This window comes from Exiguobacterium sp. SH0S7 (assembly GCF_004337195.1).
Lineage (GTDB): Bacteria > Bacillota > Bacilli > Exiguobacteriales > Exiguobacteriaceae > Exiguobacterium > Exiguobacterium aurantiacum_A.
In genome coordinates, this window is sequence record NZ_SJVA01000011.1 from 39449 (window position 1) to 53685 (window position 14237).

Sequence of the window (14237 nt, forward strand, 5' to 3'; positions counted from 1 at the left end):
GAACAACTAACGTTTCCCATATCAAGCCACTTGTTGGTTCGAACTCATTTTTCCATCACAAAATGATTGCTTTTTTATCCTCATCTGCCGAATATAGAAAATAGGGGAGGAATTTTTAAAATGTCGATGACCAATTTAATCAATAACTTGATTGCCAACGCCAGCTTACTGCTGATCGGCCTTTATATGATCTCGCGCCTCACGAAGCTCGGGTTCACGAGCAAGCTCCCGTTAAGACGGCAATTTACGATTTCACTACTCCTCGCCGGCCTGACGATCGTGATTACATTGCACGGTGTGCTCTGGAACGCCCAAGCCGACTTTCAGTATGGGTTTGTCCCCATCATCATTGCCGGTCTTTATTTTGGCCTCCAAGGCGTCCGGATCACGTACGTCTCGAGCATCTTGCTGCTCCCGTTCATCATATCGGATACGTTGCTGTTAATCGTTTTTCTCGACTATACGGTCGCAGCCACAACTGCAGTCGTCTATATGAAACTCCGGGAGCGGATCAAACCGACGCGGGACATTCGCATCGTCAACGTCATCAGCCTCGGTTTCATCACCTTGTTCTCGCTCTTAAATTTTAGTACCTATGCCGATCCAAAAATGTACGTCTACACGTTGATCGCTTTCGTCACGATTGGATATTCAACCGGTTTCGTCCTTCATATCGTCTATGGGGGCATCCGTAAGATGCAGCGCTCGGAACGGCAGATCACAAAATATCGCGAAGCCGCCTACACCGACGCCTTAACGGGTCTTGGCAACCGTCGTCGCTTCGAGGAAGAGATGAAGCGCGTTGACGAGGAAGTGTTCTCGAGTCCATATGACATTACGCTACTCTTACTCGATATCGATCATTTTAAATCGGTGAACGATACGTATGGTCATGACGCCGGTGACGCCATCTTGATCGAGCTTGGCAAACGGCTCACCGAGACGGCCCGTGCCGATGATATGGTGTGTCGCCACGGTGGCGAAGAGTTCTCGGTGCTGTTGTCGGACTGCAACTTGTCGCAAGGGTTCGTCATCGCCAATCGCTACGTGCGTCAAATCGCGGAAAGTCCGTTTTCACTTCCGGACGGCAAGCAGCTCGATGTCACCGTCTCGATCGGCGTCACGAGTACGTCCGAACCAAAGATCGCCACGTCCGAACAGCTCATCAAAAAGTCCGACCTCGGTCTCTACGTCGCCAAACATAGCGGTCGCAACCGGGTCAGTAAATGGAATCAGCACCATGCAAATTAGACCCGACTCATGCGAGTCGGGTCTAATTGATTAGTTACCGTATTTTTTAAACAACTGATAGTTCTTGTTGCCGCCTGACAAGTTATAGACGTCGGTGAACTCGAGGTTACGGAGCACATTTTGCGCCGCGTTCCCAGTGACGCCACCGTTGCAGTAGACGACCGTCGGCTTGTCTTTATCGAGGTCTTTTGACGCCTCGCGAAGCTTGCCGAGCGGGATGTTGACCGCATTGTCAACGCACGCCTTCTCAAACTGCGCCGCTTTCCGTGTGTCGATGACCTGGATGTCCTCGTCCGCGTCGATCCGCTGCTGTAGCTCAGCCGGCGTGATGAGACGGGCCGACTTGTTCATGCTGTTCGCCAGTGCCATCCCCGTGTACATGACCGGGTCTTTCGTCGTCGAAAACGGCGGTGCGTACGCGAGGTCGAGGTGGAACAAATCATCAACTTTCGCTTTGAACGTGATCGCCGTGACGAACACGTCGATACGTTTGTCGACACCTTCGAAGCCGACGATTTGGACGCCGAGCAGTTGACGTGTCGCCCGGTCGCCGATTGCTTTGATCGTCATGTCTTTCCCGCCCATATAGGCCGGTTTGTCCGGTTTCGTGTTGTGGAGCACTTCGACGTCGTAGCCGAGCTCACGCGCTTCACGCTCCGAGAGACCTGTCTGCGCGACCGCGAGACCGAACACTTTGAAGATGCCCGTTCCGAGGATGCCACGGTGTTCGAGTTCCCCACCCGTGAGCAGGTCACCTAGCGCACGCCCCATCTTGTTCGCCGTCGAGCCGAGCGGACGCCAAATCGGTTTACCCGTGACGAGCGAGACGCTTTCAGCGACGTCGCCGGCAGCATAGACGCCGTCCACGTTCGTCTCCATCCGTTCGTTGATGGCGATCGCACCCGTCTCACCGATCGTGACACCGATCGACTTGGCGAGTTCCGTGTTCGGACGGACACCGACCGATAGGATGACGAGGTCCGTGTCGATTGTCTTCCCGCTCTCCGTGACGACGCGTTCGACGTGACCGTCGCCGACAAGCTCTGTCACGGTCTCACCGAGCAACAGCTCGATGCCGTTCTTCTCGAGGTGGTCCTCGACGCGGCACGCCATGTCTTTGTCGAGCGGCGGCATCACTTGCGGGATGCGCTCGATGATCGTGACGTCGATGCCACGAAGTTTGAGCTGCTCGGCCATCTCAAGACCGATGAAGCCAGCCCCGATGACGGTCGCATGTTTCGGGTTCGTCGCGTCGACGAAGTTGCGTGTCGCTTCCGCGTTCTGGATGTTGCGGATCGGGAAGACGTTATCTGACTTCACGCCCGGGATCGGCGGGACGATGCTCGAGGCGCCGGTCGCGAGGACGAGGACGTCATAGCTGTCCGTGAACGTCTCACCTGTCTCCAGGTTTTCGACCGTGACCGTCTTCGCGTCTGCATCAATTGCCGTCACGTTATGACGCGTCATGACATCGATGTTGTAACGCTTTTTGAAGAAAGCGGCGTCGCGTGGTGTCAAGTCATCGCGTGACTCGACTTCGCCTCCGACGTAATATGGAATCCCGCAACCCGAGTAGGAGATATCGTAATCGCGGTCGTAAATCGTAATTTGTGCGTCTTCGTTGTTACGACGTGCTTTCGCCGCGACCGATGTACCGGCAGCGACTGAACCGATGATGACTAACTTCATAAAAAATCCACTCCTCAATATAGTAGTAAGCTGATATACAGGCCGAGCAACGTGATGGCAAGCGTTGGGATCGTCAAGATGATCCCGACTTTAAAGTATTGTCCCCAACCGATCTTGAGTCCTTTTGAGCGGAGCACGTGAAGCCACAAGAGCGTCGCGAGCGACCCGATCGGTGTGATCTTCGGTCCGAGGTCGGAACCGATGACGTTCGCATAGATGAGCGCTTCGCGAATCTGACCCGATGTATTCGTCAAATCGATGGCGAGCGCGTCGATCATGACGGTCGGCATGTTGTTCATGACCGACGATAAGATTGCGGCCAAGAAGCCCATCCCGAACGTGGCCGTTAACACGCTACCTGAGAACCAGTCGATGAAGTTGGCGAGCACTTGCGTCAGCCCCGCGTTTTGTAGGCCGTAGACGACGATGTACATCCCGAGCGAGAAGAAGACAATCGCCCATGGCGCGCCTTTAACGACTTGCTCCGTCTTCACAGCAGGCGAACGGTTCGCCATGATCAGGAAGAACAGGGCGATGACACCGGCGACAAGTGAGACCGGGATGCCGATGATGTCGCTCGTGAAGTAGCCGATGACGAGCAGAGCGAGGACGACCCACGACAAGCGGAACATCTTATGGTCTTTAATGACCGTGCTCGGCTCGACGAGTTTTGACAAGTCGTACTGCTTCGGGATGTCTTTTTTAAAGTACAAGTACAAGACGAGCAGGCTGCCGGCGACGGCGAACACGTTGACGAACACCATCCGCGCCGCATACTCGGCAAAACCGATGCCGAAGAAGTCGGCCGAGACGATGTTGACGAGGTTCGAGACGACGAACGGCAAACTTGCCGTATCGGCGATGAAGCCCGAGGCGATGACGTACGCCAAGACGACGGCGTCCGGTAATTTAAGCGCCCGTACCATCGCGAGTACGATCGGCGTCAAGATGAGCGCCGCCCCGTCGTTCGCGAATAATGCGGCGACGAGCGCACCGAGAAGCGTGATGTAGACGAACAGTTTGACACCGCCGCCCCCGGCGATTCGAGCCATATGTAAAGCGGCCCACTCAAAGAATCCGATCTCATCCAAAATGAGCGAGATGAGAATGATGGCGATAAACGTAAACGTCGCGTTCCAAATGATGCCCCATACCGTTCCGACGTCATCAAAATTGACGACCCCAGTGATGAGGGCAATGGCCGCCATCCCCATCGCCGAGTAACCGATGCCGAGGCCTTTCGGTTGCTTGATGATGAGGAAGAGCGTCACTAAAAAGATGATACTAGCAATCCACTGCACAATGAGTTCCTCCAATAATCTCTATTTTTGTTAGCACGTTTCTTGAAGACCACGGAGCACGAGGCTCGCGCTGTCTTCTGTCATTTCGACGTCGAGCGTGACGTTCTCAGCCATCGCTTCTGCGTCTTTCGAGACAGCGAACGTGAGGCCGTCATAATCTTTCACGTCGTCCATCGCTTCCGGAGCGGCGATATGCAGACCGAGCGTCGGTCCGCAGCACCCTGCTTCCGTACAGATCCGGACTGATTTCACTTCTTCATCCTCGAGTGCTGTTTTCATAAAATCGATCGCTTCATTCGTGATGTTCATTTGACTTCCTCCTTCAATAGTTGAGATAACGCCGGATAGCCGACCGGCAAGTGTTGTTGCCACGAGAGCAGCGTCGGGCGCGGATACGCGTTCACCCGTTCGAGCCAAGTCGCCTCGCTCGCGACTTTCGCCGTGAGCAGTTTACTTTCGACGTCGAGCGGTGTGAACGATTGGTTGACGACCCAAGCGAACGGACGGATACCGGCCCGTTCCAAGTCGGTGACGAGCCGCTCGGCTTCATATACCGGTGTCGCTTCAGGGAGCGTCGTGATGACAACGTGTGTCTGTTTCGGGTCACGAAGTTTCGGCAACAGTTCGCGGACCGCTTCCGGGACGACACCGGTCGAGCGTTCGAGCTCTCGGTGATAGCTCTCGGTCGCGTCGAGCAAGAGCAGTGTATGTCCGGTCGGTGCCGTGTCGATGACGACGAACCGGTCTTTCGCTTTGGCGACTTGACCGGCGAAAGCACGGAAAACCGCGATCTCTTCCGTACACGGCGAACGCAAATCTTCTTCAAGCATCGCGTGCTGTTCATCGGTCATGTCCCCCGCTTCACGGAACACGTCGGCCCGATAGTTCTCAATCTCGACTTTCGGGTCGATCGCGTCGACCGTGAACGTGGCGGGCACGTCCTCACCGATTGTGAAGGCGACGTGTGCCGCCGGGTCGGTCGTCGTCAAATGGACGGCGTGGCCGCGTTCGCTTAAAGCGACGGCGAGGAGTGAGGCGAGCGTCGTCTTGCCGACCCCACCTTTCCCCATCGTCATGATGACGCTCGGACCGTCCGCTTCGACTTCATCGACGAGCGTATCAATCGAACCGTAACGGCTCGCATCATACGTCATATCCGGTACGTCGACCGTCTCCCCGTTCACCCAGCGGCGCAACGCCGGGACGCCGACCAAGTTCTCATAGGCGTATGGGAGCGTGAACGTCTCGAGCGTGTCGACGCCTTGTGGCAAGTTGGCGAGCGCGTCTTGTTGGCGCTCGATGAACCGTCTCGTATAACGGTCCGTGCCTTCCGCCGGATCGACGACACCGTTGATGACGAGCTGCATCCGCTCGATCCCAATTGCGTGGAGCTCTGTCGCGGCACGACTCGCCTCGACGAGCGTCGACGTCTCAGGACGGGCGACGAGTAGCAGTGTCGTCTCGTCCCCGTTCGAAAGCGTCTCGACCGCCCGTTTATATTGGTGTTGCTTGTCTGATAATCCAGCAAGTGGTCCAAGGCACGAGACGCCGGTCGTGTTCGTCTCTAAAAATTCGTCCCACGCGCTCGGGAGCGTGAGCAACCGGAGCGTATGCCCGGTCGGTGCCGTGTCGAAGATAACATGGTCGTAAGTGTCACGGGCCGTCTCTGACGTCAACAGCTCGGTGAACTGGTCGAACGCCGCGATCTCAACCGTGCAGGCACCGGACAGCTGCTCTTCCATCGACTGGATGGCGACGTCCGGGAGCACGCCGCGATACGGGCCGACCATGCGTTCCATGTACGCTTTTGCCGCTTCTTCCGGGTCGAAGTTCGCAATCGACAGCTCTGTCCCAGGGACTGCTCGCGGTGTCTCGTCAAGTTCCATCTCGAACACGTCCTGCAAATTGCTTGCCGGGTCGGTCGAGACGAGCAAGACGCGCTTGCCACGGTCAGCGAGCGTCAAGGCGAGGCTCGAGGCGGTCGACGTCTTCCCGACGCCGCCTTTCCCGGTCAAAAACATGTAACGGGTCGGCTCAATCGTATTAAAATCAAAGCGATTCATCATGACGCGCCTCCTTATTTTTTAAGCGTGATGCGGACTTTCGGTTTCTCGCCGTCTTGTTTCGCGAACGCCGTGACCGGTAGACCAGTCAGTTCGGCGATCTCTTCGTTCGTCATGTAGGCGCCGCGTTTGACGATCTCGCCATCGATGACGGTGAGCGGGAGCGTGTCGAGCCCTTTCGTGATCTCGGATTGCACGTTTGCGTTTTCAACGAAACGGTTCGGCTCCGAGGCGAGGTTATAACGCTCGACGTCGAAACCGCGTTGTTTCAACACGTAATGGATCGTCGCGATCCGCGTCAGTTCCGGATCGATCGATGGGCCACATAGTCCGGTCGGACAGCACATGGCCGGTTCGAATACTTCAAGTTTCATCGTTTTTTCCTCCTTAAATGGCACACTCGGCGTCACAGTCACAGCTCGCATCGACCATCTCGACTTGTGCGAGCAGATCGACGACGATCGAATAGAACGGGCTTGTCTCGTTCAACCGGTAATGGATCCATTGCTTGTCCCGGCGCTCGAGCAGCAGTCCTGCTTGACGCATCATCTTCAAATGACGGCTGATCGCCGGCTGCGAGATGTCGAAACAGTCGACGAAGCTGCAGGCACACTGTTCCCCGCCCTGCATTTGCTTGAGCATCGTCAACCGTGTCGGGTCGGCGAGCACTTTGAGCACTTTACTTAAATCATCTATCGTATGCATCGTCATTCTCCTTTACCCCGTGTATAACAAAATCGTTATATAACCTCTACGTTATGAAATTACCATAGTTTTTAATGATAAGCAATTGTCTTTTCTGAAAAAGTTCGTTATGATAAAACACGTTGTGAAAACATGTGTCGGTTTAACCGCTTCCTTCATATAATGACGCATTTGATCTTCGTGAGACTCGGAGGTCAAAGTCAAAACTATAAAGAGAGGTGTGTTCTTTTTGGAAAAATTGAATACTGTCAAACAAGAATGGCTCGGTAACGTCCGGGCTGACGTCCTTGCGGGGATCGTCGTCGCGCTCGCCCTCATTCCTGAGGCGATCGCATTCTCACTCATCGCTGGACTGAACCCGATGGTCGGTCTATACGCTTCATTCATTATCGCCATGGTCATTTCGATCACGGGCGGTCGACCAGCGATGATTTCAGCTGCAACCGGGGCCATGGTGCTCCTCGTTGTCGATTTAGTTCGAGATTACGGTCTCCAATATTTATTAGCAGCCGGTATTTTAGCCGGTATCATTCAAATCGTGCTCGGGTTCTTTGGTATAGCGCGTCTTATGAAGTTCATCCCGCGTGCGGTCATGGTCGGCTTCGTTAACGCCCTCGCTATTTTGATCTTCCAAGCTCAATTACCAAACTTTGAAGGCGAGAGCTGGATCATGTGGGCAATCGTCGCCGCATCACTCGTCATCATCTTCTTGTTCCCACGTATCACGGGCGCGATCCCGGCACCGCTCGTCGCCATCGTCGCGATGACGCTACTTGCTGTCTTTATGGGACTCGATACGAAAAACATCGGTGACCTGGGAACGATCTCAGCAACGTTGCCGGAATTCTTATTCCCTGACGTTCCGTTCACGCTCGAGACGCTCATGATCATCTTGCCGTATGCCTTCTCGCTCGCCTTCGTCGGCTTGATCGAGTCGTTGCTCACGGCTCAAATCGTCGATGACATGACAGGAACGGATTCGAACAAGAACCGTGAGTCAAAAGGTCAAGGGATCGCCAACATCATCGCCGGTTTCTTCGGCGCGATGCCAGGTTGTGCGATGATCGGCCAATCGGTCATCAACGTCTCGTCAGGAGCACGTGGCCGTCTATCGACGTTCGTCGCTGGACTCGCGTTGTTCATCATGATCATGACAATCAGTGACGTTCTTATGTTGATTCCAGTCGGCGCCCTCGTCGGTGTCATGTTCTTCGTGTCGTATGCGACGTTTGACTGGGGCTCGCTCAAAGCACTCCGGACGGCACAAAAGTCGGATACGGTCGTCATGCTCGTCACCGTGCTCGTCACTGTGCTCACACACGACTTGTCAATCGGTGTATTCGCCGGGATTTTAACAGCTGCGATCTTGTTCGCCGCGAAAATCTCGAAAGTCGAACTCGACCGCAACGTCGAAGCCGGCCACGCCCACTACGTCGTGAACGGTCAATTGTTCTTCGCCTCAACGTCTGACTTCGTCAACCAATTCGACGTCGAAGAAGATATCGAGGCAGACATCAAACATGTGACAATCAACTTCTCGAACACCCACCTTTGGGACGACTCGGCCATCGGCGCCATCGACAAAGTCGTCTTCAAATATCGTGCGAATGGAATCGAGCCAGAGCTCTTGAACTTGAACAAAGATTCAGAGAAGCTGCTCAATACGCTTGCGCTTCACTTGAAACAACAAGATGCAGGCATCGGACATTAATTCGGGAGGGATTCACATGACAAAAATCTTCTTAGCCGTTGACGGATCGGACCATTCGATGCGTGCGACTGTGAAAGCGATCGAGCTCGCGAAAGTCTCGAGCGCCAAAATTGATGTCGTTCACGTCGTCAGTTCGAAAGAGTCAAAAGAAAGTGCCCTACAATCAACAGGCAAGATCGACTTGGAGGCGAAACGGATGCAGCGGATGCAACGTTTCTTCTCGGCGATCGAAGCAGCCGGACTCGAGTACGAATATATCGAGCTCCGTGGTGAACCGGACGTCGAGCTCGTCAAGTATGCGAACCATGAACCGTTCGAATACGTCGTCGTCGGCTCGCGCGGCTTGAACACGTTCCAAGAGTTCGTGCTCGGCAGCGTCAGCCATAAGCTGGCCAAACGCGCGCTCGCGCCGGTCGTCATCGTCCGATAATCAGACTGGAAGTGAACCTCAGCGTTCACTTCCTTTTTCTGTATCTCGAATGGACACAATTGCGAATGCGCTTTCATAAAAAATCGCATATACTTGTAGTAGCAAGCGTACAAGAGGAGGCGTTGAAAGAATGGGTAAAATCTTTTTAGCGGCAGATGGCTCGGACCACTCGAGACGGGCTTTAACAAAGGCAATTCAACTCGCCAAAGCGTCAGACGCATCGATTGATATCGTTCACGTCGTCAGTGCGAAAGAATCGAAAGAGGCCGCGCTCAACTCGACCGGCAAGATTGATCTCGAAGCGAAACGAAAACGCATGATGCAACCGTTGTTCGATACGATCGAAGCGGAAGGCATCGCCTATGAATACGTCGAACTCCGCGGCGAACCGGACGTCGAGCTCGTCAAATACGCCAATCGTGATCCGTTCGAATACGTCGTCGTCGGCTCGCGCGGCCTCAATACGTTCCAAGAGTTCGTCCTCGGCAGCGTCAGCCATAAACTCGCTAAACGGGCGCAAGCACCGGTCATCATCGTCAAATAACTTGCTCCCTTTCTCAACTCGAGAAAGGGATTTTTTGTGTTCGATACAGGAATAAAGTCCTATGTGTGGAATCAACTAATATATGTACAGCTAACTAAGGAGGGAGACTCTATGGAAATTATGAATGACCCGAGCACGCTGCTTTTAATTTTATTGCCTTTATTGTTACTGCAACTGATCCTCCTCGTCGTCGCCATGATCGATTTACTCAAGCGACAAGAGACGAACGGTCCGAAATGGGTGTGGCTTCTCGTCATCGTCTTTATCAACATCCTCGGTCCAATCGTCTATTTCCTCTGGGGACGGACAAAACAATGAACGCGAGCCATCTCACAAAACGATTCGGCGCGTTCACCGCGCTCGATGACGTCAGCTTCTCGTTGCGTCCGGGCTGCACGTCGCTACTCGGCGAGAACGGTGCCGGCAAGACGACGCTCCTCAACATGATCGCCCGTGTGACGACGCCGACGTCCGGACAGATCGAGGGTCACGACACGATCCGGGTCGGTTATTTACCGCAACGGCCGGCGCTCTATCCTTCCCTCACACCGGTCGAGACGATTAAATATGCGGCCGACTTGACGGGCACGACCGGCGTCGACGCCGTGAACCTCTTGAAACGCGTCGGCTTAGAACCGGTGGACCGCCCGGCGGCGCACTTGTCAGGCGGGATGCGGCAACGACTCGGCATCGCCCAAGCGCTCGTCCATGACCCGGAACTATTGTTGCTCGATGAACCGGTATCAGCACTTGACCCGCGCGGCCGCCGGGAAGTGCTCGATCTCTTGAGCGACTTGAAACGCGAGCGAATGATTCTCTATTCAACGCACGTGCTCCCTGACGCCGAGGAAGCGAGCGACTGGGTGCTCCTGCTCCGTCAAGGACGCCTGCTCATGGAAGGCACCGTCACCGATTTGCTCGGGGCCAAATCGTCCATCCAACTTCGCCTGTTCGATGACACGACGACGGCAGACGATTGGAGCGCGCTCACGGGTGTCGTCCGTGTCTCGCGAACGGGGACGACATGGACGTTCGAGACGACCGATAAAACGATGTCCGAGCGGGCGATTCTACAACGCGTCCTCGCCCAAGGACTGATGATCCAATCGTTCCACGTCGGTCATCCGTCGCTCGAATCACTGTTTTTGGAGGTGAACGCTTAATGAGGACGGCCATCTTTAAACAAGAATGGAAAGAATCGTGGCGCAATAAACGGCTCGTCTGGGTCCCGGTCGCCCTGATGTTGCTCGCCGCGATGCAGCCGCTCACGCTCTACTTCTTACCAGACATTTTAGCGTCAGGCGGCAACTTGCCGGACGGGACCGTCATCGAGATCCCGACGCCGACACCGGCCGAAGTACTCTTATCGGTCAGCGAGCAGCTGCGACAGATCGGCCTGCTCGTCGTCTTGCTGTCGGCGATGCATACGTTCAGCCAAGAACGTACACTCGGTACGCTCGCTTGGCTCAAGTCGCTCAACATTCCGGCTTCTCGCATCGTCATGAGTAAATGGGCACACTACACGTTACTCTCCGCCGTCTCCATCTTGCTCGCCCAGGGCACTGCCGCCTATTATACGGTCATCTTGTTCGACTCGTTCGATGTGACGGACTTTGTCATTTCCACAGGTCTATTGATTGTCCATTTCGTCGTGCAGCTATCGATCTTCTTCTTATTTGCCGCGCTGCTCGAGAGCGGGCTCGTCGCCCTCGTCATCACACTCGGTCTCCACTTCGTCTTATCCCTCCTGCTCAGTTGGATCGATTGGGACTGGATGCCTTGGAACCTTGGCGGATTGTCCGGTGAAGCACTCATCCAAAACGTCGATTTCGTTTGGCCGCTCGTCACTAGCATTGTCTTGATCGGACTAGTGTTATTCGTCGCGTCCAAGCGCTTATTATTTTTGAGTCGAACGTCCTGATTATTCGTTTTTGTGAAATAGGTCTTTCGTCGATGCATGTGCCCTTGAGTTTCGACGTATAATAGAGTTACAAGATTATACAATTTTGTATATTGAATACGGGGGAAATTGAATGAAATCGAGCTATTGGTTTAAAGGAACGGTACTTGCCGTCAGTTTGTTTGCCCTACCGAGTATTGGGCACGCCGAAGCCGGGTTTCAGATGACAGCAAACGGAACGGTATATACGACGGCCGATGGGACGACGTTGACCGGTTGGCAAGAAATCGAAGGCAAGACGTACTACTTTGATGCGTTCGGTGTCATGGTGACGGGCTGGCAGACGATTGACGACTCGATCTATTATTTCGAAGCGAACGGTGTCCGAGTCACAGGACTTTATCCACTTGATGGCGCTACATATTTGTTCGCTGCTGATGGGAGACGGTTGACCGGCTGGCAACAGCTCGAAAACAACGTTCATTACTTCAAGTCAGACGGGACAATGGCGCTCGGTTTCATGACGATTGACGGGAAACGCTATTACTTTTCGCCTGACGGACAGCGTTTGAGCGGTTGGCAAACCATCAATGGTGCCAAGCATTACATCTTCACAGACGGAACGATCCGAACCGGTACATATACGATTTCCGGGAAAAAATATTTATTGCTGAAAGACGGAAAGATGGCGACCGGTTGGCAGCAAGTCGGGACACGCCATTACTACTTCGGCTCGGACGGTGCAAGGAGACATGGACTGAAGAAAGTCGGCACCACGATGTACGGTTTCCATGAGACATACGGCTACCGGCTTCAAGGCGTGCAAAAAGTCGCCGCCCGCTATTATTACTTCGGTACGGACGGGAAACGCCGCTACGGACTTCAGACGATTCAAGGTAAAGTTTACGGATTCCATCCCGTCTATGGCTATCGTCTCCAAGGCAAGCACAAGATCGGTTCATACTATTACCACTTCCACTCGACCGGTGTCCGTGAGACCGGCTGGAAGTATACGACACAGTACGAGTATTACGCACCGATGTTGACGAAGAAAACCGATTGGCAAGCCATCAGCGGCAAATGGTATTACTTCGATGCATCCGGTGTCATGTACAAAAACAAAAAAGTTGGCAACGCTTCGTTCGACGCGAGAGGCGCCTACAGCAATCCCCTCTCCGTCTATAAGATGAGCGTGCCGCTCTACCGCCAGTTCCCGATGGGGTATCCGTCCGGATGCGAGTTCTTCTCGCTCAAGATGGCGCTCGAGAAGAAGGGCCGCGTCGTCAGCGCCGAGACGCTCTACCGCGAGATGCCGAAAAGCATGTGGAACGCCCGCTACGAGAACCGGCTCTATCGCTGGGTCGACCCGAACGTCATGTTCACCGGCGACCCGAAAGGCACGCTCAGTAAATATCGTAACTATGGCATTTACCCGAAAGGCATGATCAACTTCTCGAGCAAGTACCGTCCGGTCAAGGATCTTTCGGGCCAAGGCCTCGCCTCGATCGAGCGCGAACTGTCGCTCGGCAACCCGGTCATCGTCTGGGCAAGCGTCGACTTTAGACAACCGTACGGATACTTCAATTGGTATACCGCCTCGAACCAAAAATTCACTGGATTCACCAACTACCACGTCATGCTCGCGACGGGCTATGACAAAAACAACCTGTACATTAACGACCCGTACCGCGGTCGCCTCACTATCCCGAAAACCCAAGTCAGCTCTGTCATGGGTGCGACCGGATGGAAAGCACTCGCCGTCCGTTGATTCATGAGCCACCGAGAAATCGGTGGCTTTTTTAGGTATAACGAATCAAATTAAGAAATCAAATTTCCCATTTATAACTAATATTATTGAATTGAAAGTACAAAGTGCTACACTCTGGATAATCGTTAAAGCGCTTACACTTTCTAGAGGAGGAACTCTTATGAAGAAATGGATTGGTGGCCTCGCTGCCCTGACGCTCGTCACATCGTCCGTCGTCTTGCTCGACGCCGATGCCAAGTCGAAACCGAAGAAACCGAAAGTCGAGCTCGGGGTCGACCGGTTGATGAACGACCCGGAACTGCTCGCCGGTAAACGCGTAGGTCTGATCACGAACCCGACCGGTGTCGATGCCAACATGACGAGCATCGTCGACTTATTTCACAACTCCGACGACTTTGAACTCACGGCACTGTACGGACCGGAGCACGGTGTCCGAGGTGATGCCCAGGCCGGCTCGACGATCAGCTCGTATATCGACGACGTGACCGGTCTTCCGGTGTATAGCCTGTACGGGGCGACGAAAAAACCGACGGCCGAGATGCTCAAAGACATCGACGTGCTCGTCTTCGATATTCAAGACGTCGGCACCCGTTACTACACGTACATCTACACGATGGCGTACGCGATGGAAGCTGCGGCCGAGAACGACATCCCATTCGTCGTCCTCGACCGGCCGAACCCGCAAGGCGGCCTTGGATTGTCAACACTTAATTAGACAATTTCGAAGAGGTATCTTTGTTTGTACTCCCTCGGCGTTAGGTAGCCCAATGTTCCATGGACTCTGATGTTATTGAACCAATGTATGTAATCACGTAATTCACGGTCGAGGACCGTTAGGTTCGGGAAGTTTCGCTTTCTGACGAACTCTGTTTTGA

At 54.1% G+C, this 14237-nt stretch carries 15 protein-coding genes and 1 pseudogene; 9 read left to right on the top strand and 7 right to left on the bottom strand.

Annotated features, from left to right (window positions below):
* Positions 1 to 120 precede the first annotated feature (120 nt).
* Complete coding sequence (locus tag EVJ22_RS12875; protein WP_131444049.1) at positions 121 to 1251, top strand: GGDEF domain-containing protein; 1131 nt, start codon at positions 121 to 123, stop codon at positions 1249 to 1251.
* Positions 1252 to 1281: 30 nt separating this feature from the next.
* Here the strand turns inward: EVJ22_RS12875 and EVJ22_RS12880 are convergent, their stop codons facing one another.
* From EVJ22_RS12880 to EVJ22_RS12905, 6 genes are read right to left on the bottom strand one after another with little or no spacing between them, the layout of a single operon-like run.
* On the bottom strand, positions 1282 to 2940 hold the full coding sequence (locus EVJ22_RS12880) for an FAD-dependent oxidoreductase (RefSeq protein ID WP_071398091.1): 1659 nt from the start codon (positions 2938 to 2940) through the stop codon (positions 1282 to 1284).
* A 14-nt stretch (positions 2941 to 2954) separates the two neighbouring features.
* Positions 2955 to 4241, bottom strand: a complete 1287-nt coding sequence (locus EVJ22_RS12885) for an arsenic transporter (RefSeq protein ID WP_071398092.1) — start codon at positions 4239 to 4241, stop codon at positions 2955 to 2957.
* A 30-nt stretch (positions 4242 to 4271) separates the two neighbouring features.
* The gene (locus EVJ22_RS12890; RefSeq protein ID WP_071398093.1) at positions 4272 to 4550 is read right to left on the bottom strand and encodes a Fe-S cluster assembly protein HesB; all 279 of its coding nucleotides are present in this window, start codon (positions 4548 to 4550) and stop codon (positions 4272 to 4274) included.
* On the bottom strand, positions 4547 to 6307 hold the full coding sequence (gene arsA, locus EVJ22_RS12895; RefSeq protein WP_131444050.1) for an arsenical pump-driving ATPase: 1761 nt from the start codon (positions 6305 to 6307) through the stop codon (positions 4547 to 4549). The genes EVJ22_RS12890 and arsA overlap by 4 nt, the downstream gene beginning before the upstream one ends.
* An 11-nt stretch (positions 6308 to 6318) precedes the next feature.
* Positions 6319 to 6678 (bottom strand): arsenite efflux transporter metallochaperone ArsD, encoded by a 360-nt coding sequence (arsD, locus tag EVJ22_RS12900; protein WP_071398095.1) that lies wholly within the window; start codon positions 6676 to 6678, stop codon positions 6319 to 6321.
* Between the two features lie 13 nt (positions 6679 to 6691).
* Complete coding sequence (locus EVJ22_RS12905; protein ID WP_131444051.1) at positions 6692 to 7009, bottom strand: ArsR/SmtB family transcription factor; 318 nt, start codon at positions 7007 to 7009, stop codon at positions 6692 to 6694.
* Positions 7010 to 7238: 229 nt separating this feature from the next.
* Between EVJ22_RS12905 and EVJ22_RS12910 the strand changes: the two genes are divergently transcribed.
* From EVJ22_RS12910 to EVJ22_RS12945, 8 genes and pseudogenes are all read left to right on the top strand, one after another.
* Entirely contained in the window at positions 7239 to 8720 is a 1482-nt protein-coding gene (locus EVJ22_RS12910; protein WP_084812940.1) for a SulP family inorganic anion transporter, read from the top strand.
* Positions 8721 to 8736: 16 nt separating this feature from the next.
* Positions 8737 to 9150 (top strand): universal stress protein, encoded by a 414-nt coding sequence (locus tag EVJ22_RS12915; protein WP_131444052.1) that lies wholly within the window; start codon positions 8737 to 8739, stop codon positions 9148 to 9150.
* A gap of 130 nt (positions 9151 to 9280) precedes the next feature.
* Positions 9281 to 9694 carry a universal stress protein gene (locus EVJ22_RS12920; RefSeq protein ID WP_131444053.1) on the top strand — a complete coding sequence of 138 codons (414 nt, stop codon included), beginning with the start codon at positions 9281 to 9283 and terminating at the stop codon, positions 9692 to 9694.
* A 111-nt stretch (positions 9695 to 9805) separates the two neighbouring features.
* A complete protein-coding gene (locus EVJ22_RS12925; protein ID WP_131444054.1) occupies positions 9806 to 10012 on the top strand; it encodes a PLD nuclease N-terminal domain-containing protein in 207 nt (68 codons plus the stop codon).
* Positions 10009 to 10857: an ABC transporter ATP-binding protein gene (locus EVJ22_RS12930; RefSeq protein WP_131444055.1), complete on the top strand. Its 849-nt coding sequence runs from the start codon at positions 10009 to 10011 to the stop codon at positions 10855 to 10857. Before EVJ22_RS12925 ends, EVJ22_RS12930 begins: the two co-directional genes overlap by 4 nt.
* Positions 10857 to 11615 (top strand): ABC transporter permease, encoded by a 759-nt coding sequence (locus EVJ22_RS12935; protein WP_131444056.1) that lies wholly within the window; start codon positions 10857 to 10859, stop codon positions 11613 to 11615. The genes EVJ22_RS12930 and EVJ22_RS12935 overlap by 1 nt, the downstream gene beginning before the upstream one ends.
* Positions 11616 to 11727: 112 nt before the next feature.
* Complete coding sequence (locus EVJ22_RS12940; protein ID WP_131444057.1) at positions 11728 to 13362, top strand: C39 family peptidase; 1635 nt, start codon at positions 11728 to 11730, stop codon at positions 13360 to 13362.
* 160 nt (positions 13363 to 13522) lie between these two features.
* Positions 13523 to 14056 (top strand): annotated as a pseudogene (locus EVJ22_RS12945) (exo-beta-N-acetylmuramidase NamZ domain-containing protein); the annotation flags it as partial.
* Positions 14057 to 14073: 17 nt separating this feature from the next.
* Here EVJ22_RS12945 and EVJ22_RS12950 read toward each other — a convergent pair.
* Positions 14074 to 14237: IS3 family transposase (locus tag EVJ22_RS12950; RefSeq protein WP_145963190.1), on the bottom strand; the 164-nt coding region annotated here is incomplete at its 5' end.

Excerpts from the sequence above, each read along its gene's own strand:
- EVJ22_RS12920 (WP_131444053.1), top strand. The coding sequence starts at position 9,281 with ATGGGTAAAATCTTTTTAGCGGCAGATGGCTCGGACCACTCGAGACGG.
- EVJ22_RS12935 (WP_131444056.1), top strand. The coding sequence starts at position 10,857 with ATGAGGACGGCCATCTTTAAACAAGAATGGAAAGAATCGTGGCGCAAT.
- arsA (WP_131444050.1), bottom strand. The coding sequence starts at position 6,307 with ATGATGAATCGCTTTGATTTTAATACGATTGAGCCGACCCGTTACATG.
- EVJ22_RS12940 (WP_131444057.1), top strand. The coding sequence starts at position 11,728 with ATGAAATCGAGCTATTGGTTTAAAGGAACGGTACTTGCCGTCAGTTTG.
- EVJ22_RS12925 (WP_131444054.1), top strand. The coding sequence starts at position 9,806 with ATGGAAATTATGAATGACCCGAGCACGCTGCTTTTAATTTTATTGCCT.
- EVJ22_RS12890 (WP_071398093.1), bottom strand. The coding sequence starts at position 4,550 with ATGAACATCACGAATGAAGCGATCGATTTTATGAAAACAGCACTCGAG.
- arsD (WP_071398095.1), bottom strand. The coding sequence starts at position 6,678 with ATGAAACTTGAAGTATTCGAACCGGCCATGTGCTGTCCGACCGGACTA.
- EVJ22_RS12875 (WP_131444049.1), top strand. The coding sequence starts at position 121 with ATGTCGATGACCAATTTAATCAATAACTTGATTGCCAACGCCAGCTTA.
- EVJ22_RS12905 (WP_131444051.1), bottom strand. The coding sequence starts at position 7,009 with ATGCATACGATAGATGATTTAAGTAAAGTGCTCAAAGTGCTCGCCGAC.
- EVJ22_RS12880 (WP_071398091.1), bottom strand. The coding sequence starts at position 2,940 with ATGAAGTTAGTCATCATCGGTTCAGTCGCTGCCGGTACATCGGTCGCG.
- EVJ22_RS12915 (WP_131444052.1), top strand. The coding sequence starts at position 8,737 with ATGACAAAAATCTTCTTAGCCGTTGACGGATCGGACCATTCGATGCGT.
- EVJ22_RS12930 (WP_131444055.1), top strand. The coding sequence starts at position 10,009 with ATGAACGCGAGCCATCTCACAAAACGATTCGGCGCGTTCACCGCGCTC.